We start from the raw sequence: 21,362 nt of genomic DNA, 5'->3' as shown, positions 1-21,362 counted from the left end.
AAGGTGGCGTCGCCTTAACGGATATGGATTGATCTGGGTGATATCCGCCGGTGATGACAAAGCTTTCAAACGTGGACACGGCTTCGCGCTACAAACGCCACCGCTTTCCTGCCGAGATCATCGCCCATGCGGTATGGCTCTATTATCGGTTCCCGTTGAGCCTGCGCGATGTTGAAGACCTGCTTGCCGAGCGCGGGATCGATGTCTCGTTTCAGACTGTCTGCGAATGGACCGCAAAGTTCGGCTACCAATTTGCCGATCAACTCCGGCGACGCTCGCGCGGCAACTTTGCCGACAAGTGGCATCTCGATGAGATGGTCGTCTCCATCAAAGGCAAGAAGTACTGGCTGTGGCGCGCCGTTGATGCTGACGGCTACGTTCTCGATGCTCTGCTGCAAAGCCGCCGAAACAGAAAGGCCGCTCTTCGACTGATGCGAAAGCTGCTGAAGAGCCAGGGCATCACGCCGCGCGTGATGGTAACCGACAAGTTGCGCTCTTACGAAGCAGCAAAGCGCGAGATCATGCCAGGTGTCGAGCATCGCTCACATAAAGGGCTCAACAACCGCGCCGAGAATTCACACCTTCATGTGCGACGACGAGAGCGGCGCATGATGCGGTTCAAGTCAGCGCGACAATGCCAGCGCTTCGTCTCAACCCACGGCCAGATCGCTAATCTTTTCCATCTTCATCGAAAACACCTAACCGCCGCCGATCATCGCCAACTCCGTGCCCACGCCATCAAGACCTGGCGGGAAATCTGCTTGCCGCTTGAGGCGTGAAACTCACCCCGAAGCAATCATCGCGTCCTCGGCGTGGTTAAGGCGACGCCACCTTACGAGCTTCTCGAACGAGAATTCCAGGCCAAGCGCGAACAGCAGGAGTACCACTCCGATCTCGCCAATGCTGCTCAGGGCAGCGCTCTCAGCAATCAGGCCGAGGCCGGCAGGTCCGATGACTATGCCGGCAAGAATGTAACCGACGATACTGGGCACGCCGATCCGTGAACATATCGTCACGAGCACGAACGCGGCAAAGACCAACAAGGCCGCACTTTCAACAAATCCGGTCACGCCATGCATGTTCTTCTCCTTCTTCTCCTGATGGCATGGCGCAGGAAAGGCCATTACCCGCAATTTCTAGACGTGAGAGCGCGCCCATTGCGCGATCTGGGCGGCAGACATCACGCCGCTCTGGCGCGCGATTTCCTTGCCGCCTTTGAAGAGGATCATGGTGGGAATGCCACGGATCCCGTAACGGCCGGCGATCTGCTGTTCGGCTTCCGTATCGAGCTTGCCCAGGCGGACACGGGGTTCGAGCGAGCGCGTCGCCGCTTCGAATTGGGGCGCCATCATCTTGCATGGCCCGCACCAGTCGGCCCAGAAATCGACGAGCAAGGGAAGTCCGGCATTCGCATGACGGTCAAAATTAGCCGCGGTAAGCGTGACGGGTCTGCCTTGAAAGAGAGGCGCGCCGCAGCGTCCGCAATTGGGATTATCGGTCAGGCGCTCTTGCGGCACCCTGTTGGTGGAATTGCACTGCGGGCAAGCGACCGTGGGCATTCTGTATCCTTTCGTTGACGAGCCGGTCCTGGCGGCCGGCTGATGCAAGCGTTCAGCGCGTAGATATGGCGCGGCGCGCCTCTCGCTGCCGCGGCTCGGGCAGGTATTCCACGCCACCGCCCTGGCGCCGAACCGGCTGCGGATAGAGCGTCATCAGCTCAAGTATTTCCTTGGGCATGTCCGTTGCAACGGGTAGGCCCATGTCGCGGGCCTCATCGGCAGAGATGGGATAATCGTGGGTCCAGGTGCCTGTCGCCAGCTTCGCCGCCACGGAAGCCGCGCGGTTCTCGTCCATCTTGTCGGATAGCAGGTGTTTTGCGAACGCCTCGATCTGCGCGATGGCCTTGCGGCCGACATCGGCCATGATCAGCGTCTGGTCGTCGATCTCGGCGATGGGTTTCTCCTCGACGACCTTGATCAGCGAGGCAGCAGGCAACTGGCCGAGCTGCGGATCGACGGGGCCCAGCACGGAATGCTCGCACATCACGATCTCGTCGGCAGCGAGTGCGATCAGCGTGCCGCCCGACATCGCGTAATGCGGCACGAACACTGTGACCTTGCCCTTGTGGCCCTGAATGGCCCGAGCGATCTGGGTTGCTGCCAGCACCAGCCCACCCGGCGTGTGCAGCACGATATCGAGCGGCACCTCGTCGTCGGTCATCTGGATCGCACGCAGGACTTCCTCGGAATCGTTGACGTCGATGTAGCGCATCAGGGGAAAACCCAGCAGGTTCATGGTCTCCTGCCGGTGGATCAGCGAGATGACGCGGCTGGCGCGTTTCTTCTCGATCTGGGCGATCTTGCGGGTGCGCATGGCCTCCAGATATCTGCGCTGAAGCACCGGTTGCAGCGCAGAGAAGATGAAGAACAGCCAGAAAAGCTGCATTATGTCCATGGACCTTGTCCCCCTTCCCGTCGGCCATCCGGCAGAAAGCCATAGATGCCCTCGTCGCGATAATAATGGCGATAGGTGGCTGCCCGCCTTCGCAGGAGTGGCGTGACAATCCAACCGGCGAGAAACCCGCCGATATGCGCCCACCAGGCGATCCCGCCCGTGGCCTGATCGCCGCCGAGCGACAGAAAGCCGGGAATGACCTGCATGAAGAACCAGATCATCGCGAAAATGACCGCGCGCACTTCGAAGAAGAGGGGAATGAACAGAATCGGCACGATCACCACCAGCCGAGCCGCCGGAAACATGCGTGCGTAGCAACCGATCACGCCCGCGATCGCCCCCGACGCGCCAAGCGCGGGAACGACTGAGTCGGGGTTCGCCAGCGCGTGAGCCAGTCCGGCCGCCACACCACAGAACAGATAGAACAGCGTGAATCTACCCGGTCCAAGCCGATCTTCGACGGCGGGGCCGAAGATCCAGAGCGTCCACATGTTCAAGATGAGGTGCAGCCAGCCGCCGTGCAGAAAGATATTGGTCAGGAATGGGGTCCAGTCGGACGGGGCGACGAGGCTCAGCTGTCCGAAGAAGCGCGAGGGCACCAGCGCAAACTCGAACAGGAACCAGTCCAGCACGCGCGGCGGCAGGCTGGTCTGATAGAGGAACGCGAGGACGCTCATGCCGATGACCGCCCATACGATGACGGGCGGGTAGCGGCGCGCGACGCTGTCAAGATAGGGAAACAAGCGGCAGATCCTCGTTCGCGCTAGACATTCCGTTCATTGTTTTTTCCCGGCTATCGTCACGCCCGTCCAGGCCGGCGGATCGGAGGCCGGGAAGGATTCGAGCGAGGCTTCGAGGACCGGATCGAAACTCTCCCTGTCGCTGGTAGACGGGTCGGCCGTGCTCTCATGCTGGACGCCTCTTGAGAGGCGGCGATCGGGGCGGAACGGGACCCGGAAGGCTCCCGGGGCATCGACGCCCCTGTGCAGCCGGTGGCGCGTCTCACCCGCCCAAGGGTTCGCCATCCGGGCTCCCCCAGCGTCCTCGCGCACGACATAATGCCAGTCCTGCCGCTCTGCGAAGTCCACGGCGCTGTCGCGATCCGGAAACTTCAGCCGGATCGGACGATAGGGATCGCCGCTGGACGTGTATCCCATCAGCGGCTCGATCTGCGGCGGCCGGGACGGCTCGAACTCGAGGACCCAGTAGTTGGGCCGAGGCGCCGATGTCATCGCGGAACGGGCAGGACGGTAGATGATTGCCGTCGGCACGTCCCAGGATGGCAGATCGGTTCCGGGAATTTTCGGCGGGAATGGTGGGCGATTATGGCCGCGCATATCAGTTCTCCCGGGAGTCGGTGGATACGAGAAGGTGACGTTCGAGATCGCCGAGTTTTTCCATTCGCCTCGAATTCAGGCGAACGGCGCGTTCGGTGTTCTCCGAAGGAAAGGCAGCAGCGTGCAGGACGTCCGACCGCATCGCTATCGTGAGATCGGCGACGGCATTCATCACGCCCTCTCCGTCCCCGTCCGAGAGCGTGCCGTCAGCAAAACCGGACTGCAAGCTCTCCAGTACCTGCTCGAAGCTGGACACGACCCCTGCACTCGCGACCACAGCCAGCTTGTGGCTGAGAACACGCAGTTCATCGATCAGCTTCGCATCGTGCCTTGCGGTTTCCACGATCTCTGCGACCTTCTCGATGCAGGCCATGTAAATGTCGCATTGCTGCTGGAGGATGATGACCCTTCCTTCCTTGCGAAGCTCGAGATCGGTCTGGCGATTGAGAAGCGCCGCGGTCAGAATGATCGTCACGACAGCGCCGAGGAAGATGAGCGTCATCTCCTGCGCGAAAGGCAGTATGTCTTCGGCAAGATACATCGAACGAAAAACGAAAACGATGCCGATGCCCAAGGCAGCGGCCGCAGCAGCAAATGCCAAGTCAGGCAGGCGGTTCGACATCAGCACCTCGCATTTTCGGTGTCAGGTGGCATGCACGGCTTTGCATCGGCGTCCGGCGCCTCTGCGTCCCGGTGCCGCAGGAAGATTGGCGTCGGACCGCTGCCGAACGGATTGAAGCCGGTGCTCAGGCAACGGTCGAAGATCGTTTCGTCCCATCGGGTGAAATCGTCCTCCTCGCCGGCAAGTCGCCCGTCATCCACCACAGGGCACCTCACGCCTTTGCCGATGGGGGAGCGTCATCGAAGGCCGCACCGTCCGAACGATCCGCCTTGCGAAGCCGTAGCCCGAGGAGGATCATCATCACCCCGAAGACCGCGGCGTAGAAGCCGATCAGCCAGCCGAGCGCGAGGAAGCTTTCGACCGGGCGCGTCAGCAGCATCCAGGTCACGACGACACCGAGAACGACCGAGAGAAGGCCGCTCAGGATCAGCCAGATTTCGCCGTTGATTTCCTTTCGCAGGCGGATCGCTGCCGCGATCTCGAGGGCACCCGAGAACACGGACCAGAATGCGATGCTGGCCCAGAGGAATGTCGCAAGCACAAGCGTCGCGACAAAAGGCGAGACAACCACGACGACGCCCGTGGCGATGCCCAGAATGCCGCTGAACATCAGCCAGCCCCAGCGTTCGCCCTTGCGGATGTTACGTATCGCGGCGACGAGGCCGAACACGCCGTCGGCAAAGGCGAACGCGCCGAAGACCAGCGTGAGCGCCAGAAGCGCTTCCGCAGGCATGACGAAGGCTAGCACTGCGATGATCAATGCGAGCACGCCGCGTAACACGAATGCCCACCAATTCCGGGACAGGCTGCACAGGATGTACTGCATCTTGTCAGTCGGGTTTTCAGAGGCTGTGGTCATTGGTCGATCTCCTATTCAGTTCCATGTCAGGTGTCGGAGCCGGCCTCCTCGCCGGTTAGGGCGGCGGCCACGCGGCGGCGATCCTCGATCGGCTGAGGCAGACGCTGCGTGTGAGCGATTTCCCGTTCGATGGGCGCGCGGCCTGATGGATCTCTGACCAACCCGGCTTCGGCAAGCCTCGCGCGTAGTGTCGCGCCCGCATTTTCTGCGATCTCGGCGACCACTGTCTCGGTCAGGCCGAAAAGGTCTGCCGTCTCCGCGATCGTAGCGTTGTCGAGGTGGAGCCGATAGAGAACGCGGCGTTCGACCGACGGAAGATCGGCGATTGCCCGGTGCAGCACCATGGCGATCTTATGCCGATCCGCTTGGCTCTCGGGGTCTGTGCCGCCGTCGTCGGCGAGGAGGTCCTCCAGCATCAGCACTTCGTCGGGCTGGTAGAACTCGAACATCGCCTGATCCGCCTCGGTCGGATCCTCCGCCGGGGCCTCGGGTTCCGCCTCGATGGAGGCGGCATCCTCAGGCACGGCGCGGCGGGCGGCGCGGGATTCTTCCTCGATGGTCTCAAAAGCCAGCCGTTTCAGCCAGTCGCCGACGGAAAACTCCGAAGGCCGATCCTCGAAGCGGGCCAGCCCCTTGAGGATCGTCGCATCGAAGAGACCGCGAACGCTCAGATATCCCTCCGGTACCGATCCGCTGCATTCGAGATAGGTCAACTCGCGCCTGACGGTGTCATAGATCGTATCGAGATGATCCTCGATCAGGTCAAAGAAGAGCTGGCGCCGGTCCGCTTCCGCCGCATCCCGCGCGGGCGGCAGCGGGGCGCCGATCCGGCGCCGGCGGGCGGGACGCTTGTATTCAGGCTCGTGCTTGAGGCGCGCCACATGCCGATCGACCTGGTGGCGCAGGTCGGCAAAGGCCTTGCGCAGGACAGGCTCGATCTCGAATCCCTCTTCCCGCGCCGCGATCACGCCCGACGGCAGTTGCAGGCGCAGGCTGACTTTGATGCGTTTCTTGCCCCTCGTCTGCGAGGCAACGACTTCGAGCCGGACCAGATCCTCGCGAAAGCGCGCAAGGTGCGGTTCAAGTTGCCGCACCTCCTCCTCGATGACCTCAGGCGCGCGCTGTTGGCCGTGCCGGTCGAGATTGCGGAATGATCTAATGACGTTCATGCCGTGGACCTTCCTATAACTCTCCGAAGAGATGGCCCGGCGCGACCGATATCGCGCCGGGCCAGTCTTTTGCGCTGTCACTCGGCGGACTTGTCGTCCTTGGACTGCACCTCATCCCCAACGCTGGGCTTCGGAACGTCCGTCCTGTCTTCGGCAACTTCGCTGGGCTCCTCGATCCCGGCCTTGGCCTGATCGTCCGGGCTGTCGTCACCGGTGTCCTTTACGATCTTTTCGAACATGACCCTCTGTTCGTCTTCCGACCAGGCGACGCGGACCTTGTCACCATCCTCGATCCGCCCGGAGAGCATCTCGCGGGCCAACTCGGTCTCCAACTCCGACCGGATCAGCCGGCGCAGCTCGCGGGCGCCGAATTCGGGGCGGAAGCCGACCGCGCCGAAGTGATCCACGACGCTCACGTCGAATTCGAGTTCGACGCCCTGGGTAAGGGCGGTCCGCTTCACCCGGTTGAGCTGCAACTCGACGATCTGGCGGATCTCCGACTGATTCAGCGAATGAAAGACGATGATCTCGTCGATCCGGTTGATGAACTCTGGCCGGAAATGACCGCGCAACACCTCCATCAGTTCGGATTTCTGCTTGGCCTCGTCGAACTCACTGCTGCCGCGTTTCGTGAGGTTGCGCTGGATGATGTCCGAACCGAGGTTCGAGGTGGCGATGATGATGGTGTTAGTGAAGTCCACCACGCGGCCCTTGCCATCTGTCAGGCGGCCATCGTCGAACACCTGAAGCAGGATGTTGTAGACATCGGGATGCGCCTTTTCGATCTCGTCGAGGAGCACGACCGAGTAGGGCCGACGGCGCACCTTCTCCGTCAGCTGCCCGCCTTCGTCGTATCCGACGTAGCCCGGAGGTGCGCCAACCAACCGGGCAACCGAGTGGCGCTCGCCATACTCCGACATGTCGATACGGATCAGCGCATCCTGGTCGCCGAAGATCACCTCCGCGAGCGTCTTGGCCAGTTCCGTCTTGCCAACCCCGGTTGGCCCGAGAAACAGGAAGGTCGCAGTCGGACCGGAACCATCGCGCAGACCCGCACGCGCCAGCCGCACCGCATCGGCCACGGCGCGGATCGCTTCTTCCTGGCCGATGACGCGCTCGTGCAGCTTCTCCTCGAGCTTGAGGAGCTTGTCCTTCTCCTCGGTGGTCAGGTCCGTGACCGGAACGCCGGTGATCTTGGAGACGATCTGCGCGACGTGATCGGCGCGCACCTCGGTGGTCGCCGAAGCCTGATCGCGCTTCCAGATCTCCAGAAGCTCGTCCAGCTCCTTCTGCTTCTGCTCCAGCTCCTTCTTCAGTTCTGCTGCTCGGTCGAATTGCTTGCGGGCTGCGGCATAGTCCTGTTCGCGCTTGATCTGCGCGACCTCGGCTTCGAGTTCCTGCACGTCCACGGGCCGCGCAGTGGCCGAGATCTTCACCCGCGCCGCGGCCTGGTCGATCAGGTCGATCGCCTTGTCGGGCATGAAGCGACCGGTGATATAGCGATCCGAAAGCTCCGCGGCGGCGATGATCGCCTCATCGGTGATCGTCACCTTGTGGTGGCTTTCGAGCGTGTCGCGCAGCCCGCGCAGAATCATGATCGTCTGTGCGACCGTGGGCTCGTCCACATAAACCGGCTGGAACCGTCGCTCGAGCGCCGCGTCCTTCTCGATGTATTTCTGGTACTCGTTGAGCGTCGTCGCGCCGATCAGGTTCAGCTCGCCCCGCGCCAGCGCCGGCTTGAAGGTGTTGGCGATGTCGAGACCACCTTCGCCACCGCCCTGGCCGGCGCCGACGATGGTGTGCATCTCGTCGATGAACAGGATCAGGCTGTCCTTCTCCTCGGTGATCTCCTTGAGGATCTTCTGGACTCGCTCCTCGAACTCGCCGCGATACTTCGACCCGGCCACCATCGAGTTGATGTTGAGCTCGACCAGCCGCTTGTCGCGCAGCGCCTCGGGCACTTCGCCCGCGACGATCCGTTGTGCAAGTCCCTCGACGATGGCGGTCTTGCCCACGCCGGGCTCGCCGATCAGCACCGGGTTGTTCTTTTTCCGGCGGGCCAGCACTTCGATCGTCGTCTCGATCTCGCGGGCGCGGCCGATGACGGGATCGAGCTTGCCATCGCGGGCGAGCTTCGTCAGGTCACGGCTGAACTGGTCGAGATCGGGGGTGTTCGACGGAGTCTCGACGCGGCCTTCCTCGGCTCCCTTGCCGACCACCTTCGTCACCTGCTGACGCAGCGCCTGCGGCGTCAACCCCAGCTTGCGCAGCATCGCCGCGGCCAGGCCTTCACCTTCCTCGGCAAGTCCGATCAGAAGGTGCTCGGGACCGACATAGGAATGGCCGAGTTCGTTCGAGGCGATGAAGGCCCGGTTCAGCGCGTCCTTCAGGCGAGGGCTTACGCCGATTTCTCCCTCCGTCTTGGCGTCTCCACGCTTCGCTTCCTTCTCGATCTGGCGCCGCAGATCGTCCACATCGACCTTGAACTGTTCGAGGATCGTCTTGACGACGTCAGACGGGGTCAATGCCAGAAGCAGATGTTCGGTGTCGACCTCGCTGCGCCCGAATTCCCCGGCCTTCTGTGCGGCATCCTGCAGCAGCTTGTTGCCCTGTTCGCTCAGCCGGTCGGCGATGGTGCGTCCGCCGCCGCGCCGCGATCCACGCCGCGGCGCGCCCTCGCCGAAAGTGGCGTCGACGACAGCGTCGTCGCCATCACCCATAGAGCCGAGCGTGCCGCCTCGCAGCGGACTGTCACCAAAGAGGCTGCCGAAACCGCTCTCGCCGAAGAATTCGTCAAGAAGGGAACGCCGCCCGAACAGGGACTCCAGCGGCGATGCGCTGCGGCCCGACCGGCGCGCTATTTCGCTGTAGTGCTGATCGCACAGCTCCATGTTCTGAACCCTGCCGTTCACCGAGGCGCGCACGCGCGCCGTCGCTGGCCGACCGCAAATATCGCAAGCTCCGTTTGCCATTCGTCTTCTCCGTTTCTCTATCCAGTCAGGGTTGTCCGCCGATCATCTGCGCCAGTGACAGTGTCACGCAGCGACCGCTTCCGTTCTTTTCACCTTGGACCCAATTGCCACAAGATCGGGCTCGTCCAGTGTCTCCCGTTGCAGGAGATCTTGCGCCGATTGCTCGAGAAGATCCAGATTGGTTTCAAGAAGGGTGAGGGTGCGCTTGAAGACGCCATCCACGATGTCGCGCACCTTTAGGTCCATTCGCTCGGCCGTGGCCTCGCTGTAGCGGCGGTTGAGCCAGGACGCCTGATCGCCGGTGCCGAGAAAGCCGGGCCGATCGGTGTCATAGCTGACATGCCCGAGGTCTTCGTCCATCCCGTAACGCGCGACCATGGCGCGGGCGATATCGGTCGCCTTGACCAGATCGTCGGCCGCCCCGGTCGAGAGGTGGTCGTAGACGATCTTCTCGGCCGCGCGCCCGCCGAGGAGGACGGCGATCTTGTTCTCCAGCTCCTCGCGCGTCATCAGGAAGCGGTCCTCGGTCGGGCGCTGGATGGTGTAGCCGAGCGCGCCAATTCCGCGCGGTATGATCGAGACCTTGTGCACCGGATCCGTGCCGGGCAGAGCCATCGCCACCAGCGCGTGCCCCATCTCGTGATGCGCCACGATCTCGCGTTCGCGCGGGTTCAGAACGCGGTTCTTCTTCTCCAGCCCCGCGATGATACGCTCCACGGCATTGTTGAAGTCGTCCATCGTCACCGCATCAGCCTTGCGGCGCGTGGCCAGGAGCGCGGCCTCATTGACGAGGTTGGCGAGGTCAGCGCCCGAGAACCCGGGGGTCAGGGCCGCGACCTTCTCGGCGTCCACGTCCGGTGCGAGCGTCACCTTCTTCATGTGCACGCCGAGAATCTGGATGCGCCCCTTCTTATCGGGCTTGTCCACCAGCACCTGCCGGTCGAAGCGGCCCGCGCGCAGCAGCGCGGGATCGAGGATCTCGGGCCGGTTGGTGGCGGCCAGGAGCACGATGCCCACAGAAGGGTCGAAGCCGTCGAGCTCGGTCAGAAGTTGGTTCAGCGTCTGCTCACGCTCATCATGGCCACCGGCGATCTGGCCGGAGGAGCGCGCCCGCCCGAGAGCGTCGAGTTCGTCGATGAAGATGATCGCCGGCGCGGATTTCCGAGCCTGCTCGAAGAGGTCGCGCACCCGCGCGGCACCGACGCCCACGAACATCTCGACGAACTCGGAGCCCGAGATCGAAAAGAAGGTCACGCCCGCCTCACCCGCCACCGCGCGGGCCAGCAGCGTCTTGCCGGTGCCCGGCGGCCCAACGAGCAATATGCCTTTGGGGATATGTGCGCCCAGCTTTCCGTATTCGGCGGGGTTCCTGAGGAACTCCACGACCTCCTCGAGCTCGGCCTTGGCCTCGTCCACACCGGCCACGTCGGCGAAGCTGACGCCGGTTTCTTTTTCCATGTAAACTTTGGCCTTGCTGCGGCCGACCTGCATGAACCCGCCGAAGCCCTGCTTGTCGGCGAACTTGCGGAACAGCAGCATCCAGATTCCGAAGAAGACAAGCGCTGGCGCCACCCAGGAAATCAGCGTGCCGAGAAAGGTGTTCTGAGGAACGCCCGTGATCTCGACGCCGGAGCGGTCGATCCGCTGCAGGATCGCGGGATCCACGACCGTGGTGACGAACTGGCTCTTGCCGTCGACGGGGTCGGTGAAGGTGCCGGTGATGGTGTCCGCGCCGACCGCGACGGACGCGACCCTGCCATCCTCGAGATAGCTCTCGAACTGGCTGTAGCTGATCGGCGCGACGGATTGCCAGCCGGCGATCAGGTTCTGGATGAAAAGCACGGCTATGAAAGCCACCACCCAGTACCAGATGTTATATTCGGTCTTCCTTTCCATGCCGCTTGTCCCTTTCACTGGCGCCCGAGCCGCGCCCTGATCCGCTCGAGCAGCGCCAGCAGGATGCGCCTTTCGTCTGCCGACAGATCCTGCAGGATTTCATGTTCGAGCGCCGATTGCCGCGGCGCGAGTTCCTCCAGCATCGCCCGGGCCTTCGACGTTGCGGTGACGATCTGCGACCGCCTGTCGTCGAGCGAGGGCGACCGCTCGACCCAGCCGCCCCGGACCATGCGATCGACGAGCTGGCCCGCAGTGGCCGGGCCGACCTCAAGTCGGTCGGCCAGATCGCCGATGGTCAGCCCGGGCGCATCCTCGACATGCGCCGCCGCCATCCAGGACAGGCGGGTCAGGCCGCTGTCGCGGATGTCTTGGTCGATCCGCTGCTGGATGAGCTGCGCGACCCGGTGGATCGTCGTCCCGATCAGGGCGAGATCAGAAGTGATCAAGGGTATCTTTCCTCCGTCTGCATGAGAAACAGGATAGACTGCGGTCTACCCAAAGTGCAATGCAAGCATCATACATGCTTGCATAATAAATGGATCCACCTATCTTGATGGGCGGTCTCCGAACCGACATCCAGCCGGCACCGTTGCCCGGTCGGACCATGCCGCCGGTTCGGGGGCATCGATCAGCAACAGGAGGCCAGCAATGCTCTATCCGACATATCTGCGCCGCAGCGATCCCTTCGCGCTGATGCGCTCCATGATGCGCGATCTCGACCGCGGCTTCTGGCCCCCGTCCCGCGCGGCGTTCCCGGCGGTGAATGTGTGGCAAGGCTCCGAGGCCGTTGCCGTCACCGCTGAACTTCCCGGCATCGAACCGGGCGACATTGAGATTTCGGTTAAGGACAACGTCCTGACGCTTTCGGGCGAACGCAAGGCGCCCGAGGTTCCCGACGGTGCGCGCTGGCACCGCAACGAACGCGGTTTCGGCAGGTTTTCCCGCACTATCCGCCTGCCGTTCGCGGCCTCGGATGACAAGGTCGAGGCGAGGATGACGAACGGCGTATTGCGGATCGTCATCTCCCGGCCCGAGGAAGAAAAGCCGAAGAAAATCGAGATCAAGGCAGCCTGAGAGAGCTGGAACGATGAGCACCGACATCACGCAAGCCGCCGAAAAGACGCCGACCGACTCGCCCGAGACCACCGGCGGCGGACGCATCTACCGCCCGTTGACCGATATCGTCGAGACAGATCAGGGTGTCTCCATGATGCTTGAAATGCCTGGGGTCGCCGCCGATGCGGTCGAAATCACACTAGAAAACCGCGTGCTGACGATCCGCGGCAAGGTTGAGCCGATGCGGCCAGAAAACCTGAAACTTGCCTATGCCGAATATGGCGAGGGTGATTTCGAGAGGGCCTTCACGCTTTCCGAGGATTTCGACCCCGACAGGATCGAAGCCGAGATGCGTGGCGGCGTCCTCACCCTGACGCTCCCCCGAGCCCCTGAAGCGCAGCCGAAAAGGATCGTCGTCAAGGGCGCCTGAAAACCGAAGGAGACCATATCATGCAGATCAAAGACCTCATCCCCTGGGCGCGCAAGGACGGCGCGCCAGATGCCAAGAGCAGCGAAGACAACCCGATCGCGACACTCCAGCGCGAAATGAACCATGTGTTCGAGAACTTCTGGAACCGTGTCGGTCATTTCGAATGGCCCTTTGGCAGCGGCGAAGCGAAATCCGACGTGGTCGAGACCGACAAGGCGATCGAAGTATCGATCGAGCTGCCGGGCATGGAGATGAAGGACATCGAGGTGACGGTCAACGATGACATGTTGACTGTGAAGGGGGAGAAGAAGATCGAGCGCAAGGAGGAGAAGAAGGGATACTATCTCTCCGAGCGCAGCTACGGCGCGATCTACCGGACAATTCCGCTCCCCCCCGGTGTGGATGGCGAAAAGGCGCAAGCATCCTTCAAAAACGGGGTTCTGACGATCAAGCTGCCCCAGAGTCCCGAGGCGCAGGCCAAGGTCAGGAAAATCGCGGTCAAGGAGGCCTGAGCCGGGCATTGATCGTACCAACTCTGCGGCGAAACCGCCGTAGAACCAATCACACCCGAAAGGAACAGACTGATGAAACTCAGGAGTCTTTACGCGGGAACAGCTTTGGCCCTGCTGATTGTCAGCGCCGGCCCTTCCTGGTCTCAGGATACGGCTCAGGCGGAAGCTGAAGCGCAGGCGGTCAACCGGGAGCAGGTCGAAGAGAGCGTGACCGCCGAAACCGATTCACAACTCGCCGATAAACGCACCGCCCTGATCCAGGAGGCGGTCGACGCGCTCGATGAAACGAACGCTGCGATCGCCGCGATCGAGAAGGGCGATACAGATGCGGCGATTGCTGCGCTCGCGTTGGCCACGGGGAAGCTCGAGACCGTCGTGGCGCGTGAACCGGATCTCGCTTTGGCGCCCGTACGGATCAATCATTTCACCTATGACGTTCTGGGCAGCGTCGAAGCCGTCCGAGAACTCGGCAAACAGATCGAGGACTTGGTCGACGATGGGAAGTTCCAGGAAGCGAGACCGCTGCTGAGCGGGTTCGCGTCCGAGGTTGTCATCCGGACAACCAGCCTTCCGCTTGCGACCTATCCCGACGCGATCCTCGCAGCGACGGCACTGCTTGATGACGGAAAGACCGACGAAGCGATGACGGTACTCAACGCCGCACTGAGCACCCAGGTGGTGACCGAAACAGTGATCGCCCTGCCTCCGCTCAGAGCCGTAGCGATGATCGAGAAGGCCAAAGCTCTGCTCAATGACGACGGTGAGGCGGCAAACGACAAAGCCGCTACTGAAGATGCCGATCTGACGGCCGCCGACTATGTTGAGGCGGCACGCCAGGAACTCGAAATCGCCGAAGCGCTCGGCTACGGCCGCGAAAGCGATTTCGAGGATCTGCATGAGGCGCTGGATGAGTTGGACCGTCAGATTGAGGCGCAGGAGGATACCGGAGGGATCTTCGAAACGATTGCGACCCGGTTCGAGGAACTTCGAACGCGCATCTTCAAATAAAAGAGAACCTCTAATGGAGCCCGCCGCAAACGAGACCAGCGGCGGGGCTCTTTCGCAGGAAGACTGAGGAACGATCGATGGGTGGCGTCGCCTTAACGGATATGGATTGATCTGGGTGATATCCGCCGGTGATGACAAAGCTTTCAAACGTGGACACGGCTTCGCGCTACAAACGCCACCGCTTTCCTGCCGAGATCATCGCCCATGCGGTATGGCTCTATTATCGGTTCCCGTTGAGCCTGCGCGATGTTGAAGACCTGCTTGCCGAGCGCGGGATCGATGTCTCGTTTCAGACTGTCTGCGAATGGACCGCAAAGTTCGGCTACCAATTTGCCGATCAACTCCGGCGACGCTCGCGCGGCAACTTTGCCGACAAGTGGCATCTCGATGAGATGGTCGTCTCCATCAAAGGCAAGAAGTACTGGCTGTGGCGCGCCGTTGATGCTGACGGCTACGTTCTCGATGCTCTGCTGCAAACCCCTATTGCCGGATCAGCAATCTCGTCGATTCCGGCGTCGCCAAACGCCAGACAGCGGCAGCGCACCTGAAGGCGATGGTCTCTGAAGGACTGCTGGAAGAAGTAAGGGTCGGGCGGGAAAACCTCTACATCAATCCGACCCTTCTGGCGCTGCTATCGGAACGAGGCCAGACAAACATCTGACCTAGCGCTGTTTCAGCCTGGGAAGCAAGCTCTGCTATTCGTGGATATAAATAGCCCGAGGCAACCTGTCCTGTCCTCATCCCGTCCCGTTCCAGAGGTGGAATCTCTCGGCGATCATAGGCTGCTTCTTGGCTATAGCCTATCGTAGCAGCGATTTCAGGTTGGACTGGATTGCCCTATCAATCACGCTTGGATCTAATTTGCGTGCGTGTGCGATTGCTATGACCGCTTTCGGCGCATCGGCCGGCGCGGCAGGCCGACCGTCGATCTGGGTGAAAGGTCCATCCGTTTCGGTCAAGATCCGATCCAAGGGCAACTCGGCGACAAGCGCACGGCCGCGATCCGAACGCATCATCTCGGCGTTGATAGAGAAATAGCAACCGAGGGCCGCAGCACGCCGGGCCTCGGCCTTGGTTCCGGTGAACCAGTGCAAAACGACGGCTCCCCGGTCTTGCGGGAGATGGCGCTCGATCATTTCGAGCACCGCCGGTACGCTGCGGACGCTGTGTACGGTGAGGATCTTGCCACCGGCCTCGGCACATCGTTCAAGGACCGCGCGAAACACATGCTTCTGAGCGTCGAGCGATTTGTAGAATCGAGGACCGGCGTCGAGACCGACCTCGCCGACATAGCGCGTCTCCGGCAGGTGCCGTTCCCACAGTGCCAGTTCACCGGCCCGTTCCGCCACGAGTTGCGGGTGTAAACCGAGTGCGGCGCGCACATAGCGCGTGGCGCGCGTCAGCTGGTGATTGCGCGGCCAAGCCTTCGGTGTGGTGGTGACGGTCAGCGTGTAAACTCGCGCCGCTTCCGCTTTCGCGATCGCGGCTTCGAAGTCGGGATAGAGATCGAGATGGCAGTGGAAATCGACGCCGCCGAGAGGGACCTCATCGCTCATCCGGGCTGTGTCCTCACCCCAGTCAACAGAGCGCCCACTTCCTCGAGGCCACGGCGATAGACGTCGGCCAGCGACACTTGGCGAGTCGGAGACTCATCGAAGAGCGGGCCGGGTTTGTGAATGAGGATGGGTGCCAAGGCGGGCCTGGCGCGGAGCCGCTCGATCGCGAGTTGAAAGGACCGGACCTGTACGCCCTCGGATTGGCGCGTGTCGAGAATGCGGGCGGCCAGGTCGTCGAGCGTGTAGACGGTCGAGTCGGCGCCGGGACCAAGTCCTTTGAGAAGCGCGGCGCGGCGGATCAGGCATGGCAGGCAATATCCGCAATGCTGCGTGCCGAGCCCCTGCCAGCGTCCCTTGGTGGGAGACGCGCAAGACAAGGACGTCGGCGTAAGGCGCGTCAACAGCGCCCCGTTGGCGCATGCGGCCACCATCTCGCCCTTCGTCTTGTCCCAATAGGGATTCTCGATGCAGCCCGCGATGCCCAGAGCGGTGAGCGCGTCGTTCCAGCGGGCGATGTAGAACGGGTGCGTGGTCCGCGTACTCAGCGCGCCGAGGCGGAGAGGATCGAGCGGCACATTGACCGCGATCAGGCCGTTCTCGGGCACATTCAGCGTGAACGGACCGTCGAGCCCGCTGCCTGCGAACACGCCCAAGGCGAAGAAGAGGAAGGAACGACCGCGCGTGGTGTTCTCAGCGGTGGTTCCACGGATGAAGCCGTCGGGGAAGGCCATCCAAAGCCGCAAGCGTTGGAAAGCATTGGCCGGATAGTGCGCCTTCAACGCATCGAAGATCGTGGTCTGGGCGTCGCTCGTCGCGCCCTCGCCGGCATGACTGATGAGGAGCGGCGTGCGGCCGGCTTCGAGCGCGTCGATGGCGCCGATCAAGCTGTCGAGTCCGCCGGAAAAGAGCGCCAAATCATTGAAGGGTGGACCGATGAGCCTGCCAGGCACCGTCGGCACGACTCGCGCGAAACGACGGGGCCGCGCCCGGAACCCGAGCGACCAGCGATCTCCGGTCAAGAAATTCAGCATCCTCTCAAACGTCGGCGCCGCCGACGTCCATCGATCGGGATCGGAAACTGGCACGATCAGGCGAAGTTCCCGTGTCCAGCCGTCCTGGGACTCGCTATCGCGCGACACGCGAGTGTCGGCGACGTGAACGTGGGCGGCGAGAACCAAGACGTCCACGCCCATCTCGGTTGGATAGAGGCCGAGCCGAACCAGATCGCCCAGCGCATGGCCGATCCCGTGATCGAGCGTGCGTTCGCCCACGACCAGGTCGAGGCGGGTTTCGATCTCGCCGTCGCCGAGTGACAACCGGCTGCGGTCGCCCAGACCGTAGCGACCAATGATGACGTGTCGTCTCATGCTCCCTCCGCTTCGGCGTCGCCCATGATTTGCAGGATGCCGAACGCCTGCTCGTAGATGCCGCCGACGAAGGCGAGTACGCGATCGGGCGTCAGTGCGGCGACGGCCGCGCGTGCCGTCGTCAGAGCGTCGGCGACGGCACGCCGGATGAAATCGTTCAACTGCGCCTGGACCCGCGCCGCTTGGCGGCTGTCGGAGGGCAGGCTCACCGCCTTCAAACCGATGTCGTTGCAGAGCCGGGCCTCGATCGCGTTCGTCGCATAGAGCTCGAAGACAGTCTGCATCTGGTCGGGAGTTAGGCTGTCGAGGTCAGTTATCCCCGCGCCAGCCAGGTCGGCAATCGTCTCGACGAACGCCTCCCTGGCGATGCCTTCGTCGATGGTGCCGCCGTCCGGGCACACATAGTCGGCCAGCCCCAGGAATATCTCCTCGATCGGCCGGCCGGCGAGCGCGCCGAGATTGAGGGCGCGGAGCGCCTCGGTCGCGCCACGCCTTGCCGCGTCCGACAGGAAGCCGAGGAGGCGGCTGCCGGCGCCGCGCGCCGACCCCATCCGGGCTGCTGCCGTTCGCGCCCCACCCGAAGACGATCCGACATAATGAGATACGGCTCGGCCGAGGGCTTTGCGATCGTCTCCGCCGGAGCCGGCGAAGCGGGAGAAATTGCCACGGGCCGCCGAGAAGCGTGTTGGGTCCGCCGTCGGGGGAACGGGCGGCCTTTCGGGAGGTGCCGGTGGTCTGGCGGGCGGTTGGGCAGGTGGCGCGCCGCCGCCGTTGGGAGGTGTGGCTCCGTCTGGCGCGGCGGGCGGCGAACCTTCATTGCCGAGCCAACTCGGGACGAGCGGCGTGCCGCCGCCCTGGCCGCCGAAAGCGCTGGACGTGCCCATCAGCGTACTCCTTGGCGCGTGCGCAACACGCCATTGGCCGCAGCTTTGAGCATCGCTCCACCATCCTTTTCCCAGATCTGGAGTAGCCGATTAAATCGCTGCGTGGCTTCGACGTCCTTGAGCGCGCTCTCCCATCCTCTGCACGCCCACGGTCCCAGTCGGCCTTGGGGAAGCGCTTCGAGGAAGTCGAGGAGATCGCCCTGAAGAGTGGGGTGAGCTTTGACGAGGACGGCTAGGCCGTCCACGCCGGCCGGCTCGGTCTCGAAGATGTCGCTGCCGACGATACGCCCGCGCACCGCCTCGAAGACCTTGGCGGCTTCGGGAGACGCGAGGCGCTTCAGATCGCCTTCGAGACCCTGGACCGCGAGTTTCCCGCCGAAGAGCTGCTCGACGACGGTAGCCAGGTGTCCGAGCACAGAGGCGGCGCCGAAATAGTCCTTACGGTCCTTGGCGACGAACAGATAGGGACGGAGATCCTCGTCGCCTATCTTGGTTGGCACCGCGGCCCAGTCCTTGATGGTGGGCGACGAAAGCCACTCGCCCAACAGCGCACTGTCAGCTGCTTTCGGGGCCACCGGCTTGGGTGCGGCCTTATCCGCCGCATTGCCCTTGCCGGTTGCTGCCTTGGCCGGTTTCACCTTTTCCTCGTCGTTTCCCGTGCCGTTTGCGGTTGCTTCAAGTTCCGCCAAATCGGAGCATTTGCCATCCGGTGCGGTAGCGGCGGCAGCGGCGATCTGGTCGAACAGGCGCGGGAGGAACCGCTCGGCGAGCATCAGCTTGGCGAGAACGGGAAGCTTGACGTCATCGCCGAAACCGCGGGCTTCAGCGGTTCGCTGCCTCAAGACCAGTGTGTTGAGGAATCGTTTGATTTGACGCGGATTCCCCTTGGTCCCGCTGGCGAGTATCGGCCCGATCTGATCGCTGAGTGCCAGAGCGCTGTTCGCTCGCGGGGCTTTGTCGCCCAGCGCCGTCTTAACGGTGGCAGCATCGAGCGTGCCAGATGTCCATGGCCGCTTCAGCCGCTCGCGGGCGACGTCAATGAGGCTGTTGAAGGCCGGATCAACATCGCCGAGCTCTGCGCCCACGAGCAGCAGCGTCACATAGATGCGTGTCTCGGTGTCACCGAGAGCCGGAATGCGGAACGGCACCTGGATCAGCTTCTCCAGATAGTTTCGGGCATAGGTCTGCGGCCCAGTCGTGTCAGGCAAGTCAGGAAAATGTTTGCGCACCGCATATTCGATCATCGCTTCATCGGCGGCGACGACAAACGCGGTGCGTGACGTGAAGACGAAGAGGCGCACAGCTTCGAGCGTCTCGATTGCCGTGTCGGGAAGGCAGCGATCAAGGTCGTCGATTAGAACGACCAGTTGCTCGACGCCAGCTTTGTCGAGGAGACCGTCGAACGCCTTGCGGAAGGCGTTGATCTCTTCGGGCACGTTAGTCGATCCGCCTTCACCGGCCGGCTTCAACAAGTCTTTCACACCGTCGATGGCGGCTGCGACATTTTCCTTGGTGGCGAGTTTTGCTGGATCATCAAGAATTCCTTCGAGCGTCCCCACGATAGCCTGAATTTGCTCTGGTGTCGGGATACCGGTGAACGCAGTAAACGCGAGACCACCTGCCTTCTTCGCGACCTTCAGCCAGTCGATTCGACGGAAAACAGCCTTTACCTCTTCGCCTGCCTTGGTGAGGGCGGGCCGCTTTTCGACCAAACCAGTAACGATTCCCTCGATCAGAGCGATCTTGGCGTCTTCGAAGCCTTGGAAGCGCCAGCCGTTGAATTTGAGGCACAGGACCTTCGCTTCGCCCTCGAAACCGGCCTCGATCATCTCCAGAACGCTCGACTTGCCGGCACCCCAATCGCCATGGACGCCAACGGTCACCGGCTGATCCGGCCTATCGCGAAGGAGCTCGATGATCGTCGCGGCGATCGCCTCATTGTTGAGGAGATCGACCTTGGTCTCGTTGTCGGTCAGGATCATCGTGGGCTCCCAAGCTGGAAATGTGGCGATGCCGCCTCGGTCCTAGTGCTTCTTGTCCTTGGGCGGGTTCGGGTCATTGCCCAGCGGCACGGTGTCAGAATCCCGCCAGCGACCATCACGCCCCTGAATGCGGACTTCGCCGCCACCGAGATTGCGAACCGTCTGCTTTGCTGCCTGCTCGGCCGCGCGCTGCGTGGCGTGAACGCTGCTCGCCCTTTCGCCTCCAGGGGCTTTCACTGCCCAACCCTTCGGATGTTTGGTAACGTACCTGTCGGCCACTGCCCCCTCTCCTCTCATTGACTCGGCTGGGATGTCACATATATGAACTATACGCATCGCACGTCAATGACAGTATAGTTTCTCAACCCACAAAGGGATCAAAATTGCGCTGGGGCGTCGAACAAAGACTGGAGTTCATCGAGTTCCGCCTGTTCTGGGAGGGGTCGATAAACCGTTCTGATATCAAGGATTTCTTTGGCGTATCCGTCCCTCAGGCGTCGAAGGACCTGACACTCTATCAGGAACGCGCACCCGGAAACATCGAATATGACACCCGCGCCAAGCGCTACGTCGCCGCCGAGAAATTCGTTCTACGCTTCGTCGATCCGGACCCTTACGCCTATCTCTCCCAGCTTCGCTCGGTCGCCGAAGGCGTTGTCCCCGCGAGCGAGTCGTGGATTGCATCGCTTCCCAGCGCCGATGTCGCGCTGACCCCCAAACGGGACATCGACATCACGGTCCTGCGCAAGATTCTCGATGCCATCCGCGAGGGCGTGTCCATCGATGTCCTCTACCAGTCGATGAACAAGGTGCGGCCGGACCCCATCTGGCGACGGATCACGCCGCATGCCTTCGGTCATGACGGTTTCCGCTGGCACGCGCGGGCCTATTGCCACTTGGAGCACAAGTTCAAGGACTTCTTGTTGCCGCGCATCCTCGAAGTCGGCTCGCAGGGTGAGCCAGGCGAAGCCGGTGAGCAGGACTGGCTCTGGAACAACTACTTCGACGTAGTTATCGGGCCTCACCCTGCCCTTACCGAGAGCCAGAAGAAGGTCGTCGCCAAAGACTATGGGCTGGACCGCGGCAACGGCGCACTTTCCGTCCGCTACGCGATGCTTTTCTATGTGCTGAAACGGCTTGGTTTGCTTGGCGACGCTGCGAAGCAAAGTGCCTATACGCAGCATATTGTGACAGTAAATCGTAAGGAGACGGAGGCCGCCCTGGAGAAGGCGGGGCTTCGACTTTGAACGTGCCGAAA

At 62.5% G+C, this 21,362-nt stretch carries 23 protein-coding genes and 1 pseudogene; 8 read left to right on the top strand and 16 right to left on the bottom strand.

Annotated elements, in window-relative coordinates:
- Positions 1 to 53: 53 nt before the first annotated feature.
- Positions 54 to 779, top strand: coding sequence for an IS6 family transposase (locus DES43_RS14375; RefSeq protein WP_088233893.1), 726 nt, complete (start codon positions 54 to 56; stop codon positions 777 to 779).
- A gap of 3 nt (positions 780 to 782) precedes the next feature.
- On the opposite strand, the gene DES43_RS14370 is transcribed toward DES43_RS14375, so the two are convergent.
- The 11 genes from DES43_RS14370 to DES43_RS14315 all read right to left on the bottom strand — a co-directional run bounded on the left by DES43_RS14370 (position 783) and on the right by DES43_RS14315 (position 11,755).
- The gene (locus DES43_RS14370) at positions 783 to 1,079 is read right to left on the bottom strand and encodes a cation:proton antiporter domain-containing protein (protein WP_133675734.1); all 297 of its coding nucleotides are present in this window, start codon (positions 1,077 to 1,079) and stop codon (positions 783 to 785) included.
- 57 nt (positions 1,080 to 1,136) lie between these two features.
- Positions 1,137 to 1,559 carry a thioredoxin TrxC gene (gene trxC, locus DES43_RS14365; RefSeq protein WP_035747562.1) on the bottom strand — a complete coding sequence of 141 codons (423 nt, stop codon included), beginning with the start codon at positions 1,557 to 1,559 and terminating at the stop codon, positions 1,137 to 1,139.
- Between the two features lie 52 nt (positions 1,560 to 1,611).
- Positions 1,612 to 2,454 carry an SDH family Clp fold serine proteinase gene (locus DES43_RS14360; RefSeq protein WP_035747556.1) on the bottom strand — a complete coding sequence of 281 codons (843 nt, stop codon included), beginning with the start codon at positions 2,452 to 2,454 and terminating at the stop codon, positions 1,612 to 1,614.
- Complete coding sequence (locus tag DES43_RS14355; protein WP_035747555.1) at positions 2,445 to 3,197, bottom strand: rhomboid family intramembrane serine protease; 753 nt, start codon at positions 3,195 to 3,197, stop codon at positions 2,445 to 2,447. Before DES43_RS14355 ends, DES43_RS14360 begins: the two co-directional genes overlap by 10 nt.
- Before the next feature lie 33 nt (positions 3,198 to 3,230).
- A complete protein-coding gene (locus tag DES43_RS14350) occupies positions 3,231 to 3,791 on the bottom strand; it encodes an NADH dehydrogenase ubiquinone Fe-S protein 4 (protein WP_133675732.1) in 561 nt (186 codons plus the stop codon).
- A 1-nt stretch (position 3,792) separates the two neighbouring features.
- Positions 3,793 to 4,413, bottom strand: a complete 621-nt coding sequence (locus DES43_RS14345; protein ID WP_133675730.1) for a hypothetical protein — start codon at positions 4,411 to 4,413, stop codon at positions 3,793 to 3,795.
- A 211-nt stretch (positions 4,414 to 4,624) separates the two neighbouring features.
- Positions 4,625 to 5,272: an HdeD family acid-resistance protein gene (locus DES43_RS14335; RefSeq protein ID WP_067995432.1), complete on the bottom strand. Its 648-nt coding sequence runs from the start codon at positions 5,270 to 5,272 to the stop codon at positions 4,625 to 4,627.
- A gap of 26 nt (positions 5,273 to 5,298) precedes the next feature.
- Positions 5,299 to 6,441, bottom strand: coding sequence for a flagellar biosynthesis protein FliA (locus DES43_RS14330; RefSeq protein ID WP_133675728.1), 1,143 nt, complete (start codon positions 6,439 to 6,441; stop codon positions 5,299 to 5,301).
- 77 nt (positions 6,442 to 6,518) lie between these two features.
- Positions 6,519 to 9,413: an ATP-dependent Clp protease ATP-binding subunit gene (locus tag DES43_RS14325; protein WP_133675726.1), complete on the bottom strand. Its 2,895-nt coding sequence runs from the start codon at positions 9,411 to 9,413 to the stop codon at positions 6,519 to 6,521.
- A 63-nt stretch (positions 9,414 to 9,476) separates the two neighbouring features.
- The gene (ftsH, locus tag DES43_RS14320; protein WP_133675724.1) at positions 9,477 to 11,309 is read right to left on the bottom strand and encodes an ATP-dependent zinc metalloprotease FtsH; all 1,833 of its coding nucleotides are present in this window, start codon (positions 11,307 to 11,309) and stop codon (positions 9,477 to 9,479) included.
- 14 nt (positions 11,310 to 11,323) lie between these two features.
- On the bottom strand, positions 11,324 to 11,755 hold the full coding sequence (locus DES43_RS14315; protein ID WP_133675722.1) for a MarR family winged helix-turn-helix transcriptional regulator: 432 nt from the start codon (positions 11,753 to 11,755) through the stop codon (positions 11,324 to 11,326).
- A 202-nt stretch (positions 11,756 to 11,957) separates the two neighbouring features.
- Here DES43_RS14315 and DES43_RS14310 point away from each other — a divergent pair, with 202 nt between their 5' ends.
- The 6 genes and pseudogenes from DES43_RS14310 (at position 11,958) to DES43_RS23285 (ending at position 14,976) form a co-directional block, all read left to right on the top strand.
- Positions 11,958 to 12,383 carry an Hsp20/alpha crystallin family protein gene (locus DES43_RS14310; protein ID WP_088239041.1) on the top strand — a complete coding sequence of 142 codons (426 nt, stop codon included), beginning with the start codon at positions 11,958 to 11,960 and terminating at the stop codon, positions 12,381 to 12,383.
- 13 nt (positions 12,384 to 12,396) lie between these two features.
- Positions 12,397 to 12,795: an Hsp20/alpha crystallin family protein gene (locus tag DES43_RS14305; protein WP_035747649.1), complete on the top strand. Its 399-nt coding sequence runs from the start codon at positions 12,397 to 12,399 to the stop codon at positions 12,793 to 12,795.
- Positions 12,796 to 12,815: 20 nt separating this feature from the next.
- Positions 12,816 to 13,307: an Hsp20/alpha crystallin family protein gene (locus DES43_RS14300; protein WP_133675720.1), complete on the top strand. Its 492-nt coding sequence runs from the start codon at positions 12,816 to 12,818 to the stop codon at positions 13,305 to 13,307.
- Positions 13,308 to 13,379: 72 nt separating this feature from the next.
- Positions 13,380 to 14,315 (top strand): YfdX family protein, encoded by a 936-nt coding sequence (locus DES43_RS14295; protein ID WP_133675718.1) that lies wholly within the window; start codon positions 13,380 to 13,382, stop codon positions 14,313 to 14,315.
- A 131-nt stretch (positions 14,316 to 14,446) separates the two neighbouring features.
- Positions 14,447 to 14,794: pseudogene (locus DES43_RS14290) on the top strand (IS6 family transposase); the annotation flags it as partial.
- Between the two features lie 11 nt (positions 14,795 to 14,805).
- Positions 14,806 to 14,976, top strand: a complete 171-nt coding sequence (locus tag DES43_RS23285) for a hypothetical protein (RefSeq protein WP_342636618.1) — start codon at positions 14,806 to 14,808, stop codon at positions 14,974 to 14,976.
- Positions 14,977 to 15,115: 139 nt separating this feature from the next.
- Here the strand turns inward: DES43_RS23285 and qatD are convergent, their stop codons facing one another.
- Genes qatD through DES43_RS14260 form a run of 5 tightly spaced genes read right to left on the bottom strand, consistent with a single transcriptional unit; the run spans position 15,116 to position 20,401 of the window.
- A complete protein-coding gene (qatD, locus tag DES43_RS14280) occupies positions 15,116 to 15,871 on the bottom strand; it encodes a Qat anti-phage system TatD family nuclease QatD (RefSeq protein WP_035746477.1) in 756 nt (251 codons plus the stop codon).
- Positions 15,868 to 17,238 carry a Qat anti-phage system QueC-like protein QatC gene (gene qatC, locus DES43_RS14275; RefSeq protein WP_133675716.1) on the bottom strand — a complete coding sequence of 457 codons (1,371 nt, stop codon included), beginning with the start codon at positions 17,236 to 17,238 and terminating at the stop codon, positions 15,868 to 15,870. Before qatC ends, qatD begins: the two co-directional genes overlap by 4 nt.
- Complete coding sequence (gene qatB / locus DES43_RS23280) at positions 17,235 to 18,122, bottom strand: Qat anti-phage system associated protein QatB (protein WP_166647757.1); 888 nt, start codon at positions 18,120 to 18,122, stop codon at positions 17,235 to 17,237. Before qatB ends, qatC begins: the two co-directional genes overlap by 4 nt.
- Positions 18,122 to 20,104, bottom strand: coding sequence for a Qat anti-phage system ATPase QatA (gene qatA / locus DES43_RS14265; RefSeq protein ID WP_035746473.1), 1,983 nt, complete (start codon positions 20,102 to 20,104; stop codon positions 18,122 to 18,124). The genes qatB and qatA overlap by 1 nt, the downstream gene beginning before the upstream one ends.
- Before the next feature lie 42 nt (positions 20,105 to 20,146).
- A complete protein-coding gene (locus DES43_RS14260) occupies positions 20,147 to 20,401 on the bottom strand; it encodes a DUF2188 domain-containing protein (RefSeq protein ID WP_035746488.1) in 255 nt (84 codons plus the stop codon).
- A gap of 86 nt (positions 20,402 to 20,487) precedes the next feature.
- Here DES43_RS14260 and DES43_RS14255 point away from each other — a divergent pair, with 86 nt between their 5' ends.
- Complete coding sequence (locus DES43_RS14255) at positions 20,488 to 21,351, top strand: WYL domain-containing transcriptional regulator (protein WP_035746472.1); 864 nt, start codon at positions 20,488 to 20,490, stop codon at positions 21,349 to 21,351.
- Positions 21,352 to 21,362: the final 11 nt, after the last annotated feature.

Source organism: Aquamicrobium defluvii, from assembly GCF_004363725.1.
Classification (GTDB): Bacteria; Pseudomonadota; Alphaproteobacteria; order Rhizobiales; family Rhizobiaceae; genus Mesorhizobium; species Mesorhizobium defluvii.
This window is presented reverse-complemented; position numbering and strand designations above follow the sequence as displayed.

Bases quoted from the DNA above. Each gene is read 5' to 3' on its own strand.
- DES43_RS14375 (WP_088233893.1), top strand. From the start codon at position 54: ATGACAAAGCTTTCAAACGTGGACACGGCTTCGCGCTACAAACGCCAC.
- DES43_RS14370 (WP_133675734.1), bottom strand. From the start codon at position 1,079: ATGCATGGCGTGACCGGATTTGTTGAAAGTGCGGCCTTGTTGGTCTTT.
- trxC (WP_035747562.1), bottom strand. From the start codon at position 1,559: ATGCCCACGGTCGCTTGCCCGCAGTGCAATTCCACCAACAGGGTGCCG.
- DES43_RS14360 (WP_035747556.1), bottom strand. From the start codon at position 2,454: ATGGACATAATGCAGCTTTTCTGGCTGTTCTTCATCTTCTCTGCGCTG.
- DES43_RS14350 (WP_133675732.1), bottom strand. From the start codon at position 3,791: ATGCGCGGCCATAATCGCCCACCATTCCCGCCGAAAATTCCCGGAACC.
- DES43_RS14345 (WP_133675730.1), bottom strand. From the start codon at position 4,413: ATGTCGAACCGCCTGCCTGACTTGGCATTTGCTGCTGCGGCCGCTGCC.
- DES43_RS14335 (WP_067995432.1), bottom strand. From the start codon at position 5,272: ATGACCACAGCCTCTGAAAACCCGACTGACAAGATGCAGTACATCCTG.
- DES43_RS14330 (WP_133675728.1), bottom strand. From the start codon at position 6,441: ATGAACGTCATTAGATCATTCCGCAATCTCGACCGGCACGGCCAACAG.
- DES43_RS14325 (WP_133675726.1), bottom strand. From the start codon at position 9,413: ATGGCAAACGGAGCTTGCGATATTTGCGGTCGGCCAGCGACGGCGCGC.
- ftsH (WP_133675724.1), bottom strand. From the start codon at position 11,309: ATGGAAAGGAAGACCGAATATAACATCTGGTACTGGGTGGTGGCTTTC.
- DES43_RS14310 (WP_088239041.1), top strand. From the start codon at position 11,958: ATGCTCTATCCGACATATCTGCGCCGCAGCGATCCCTTCGCGCTGATG.
- DES43_RS14305 (WP_035747649.1), top strand. From the start codon at position 12,397: ATGAGCACCGACATCACGCAAGCCGCCGAAAAGACGCCGACCGACTCG.
- DES43_RS14300 (WP_133675720.1), top strand. From the start codon at position 12,816: ATGCAGATCAAAGACCTCATCCCCTGGGCGCGCAAGGACGGCGCGCCA.
- DES43_RS14295 (WP_133675718.1), top strand. From the start codon at position 13,380: ATGAAACTCAGGAGTCTTTACGCGGGAACAGCTTTGGCCCTGCTGATT.
- qatD (WP_035746477.1), bottom strand. From the start codon at position 15,871: ATGAGCGATGAGGTCCCTCTCGGCGGCGTCGATTTCCACTGCCATCTC.
- qatC (WP_133675716.1), bottom strand. From the start codon at position 17,238: ATGAGACGACACGTCATCATTGGTCGCTACGGTCTGGGCGACCGCAGC.
- qatB (WP_166647757.1), bottom strand. From the start codon at position 18,122: ATGGGCACGTCCAGCGCTTTCGGCGGCCAGGGCGGCGGCACGCCGCTC.
- qatA (WP_035746473.1), bottom strand. From the start codon at position 20,104: ATGATCCTGACCGACAACGAGACCAAGGTCGATCTCCTCAACAATGAG.
- DES43_RS14260 (WP_035746488.1), bottom strand. From the start codon at position 20,401: ATGAGAGGAGAGGGGGCAGTGGCCGACAGGTACGTTACCAAACATCCG.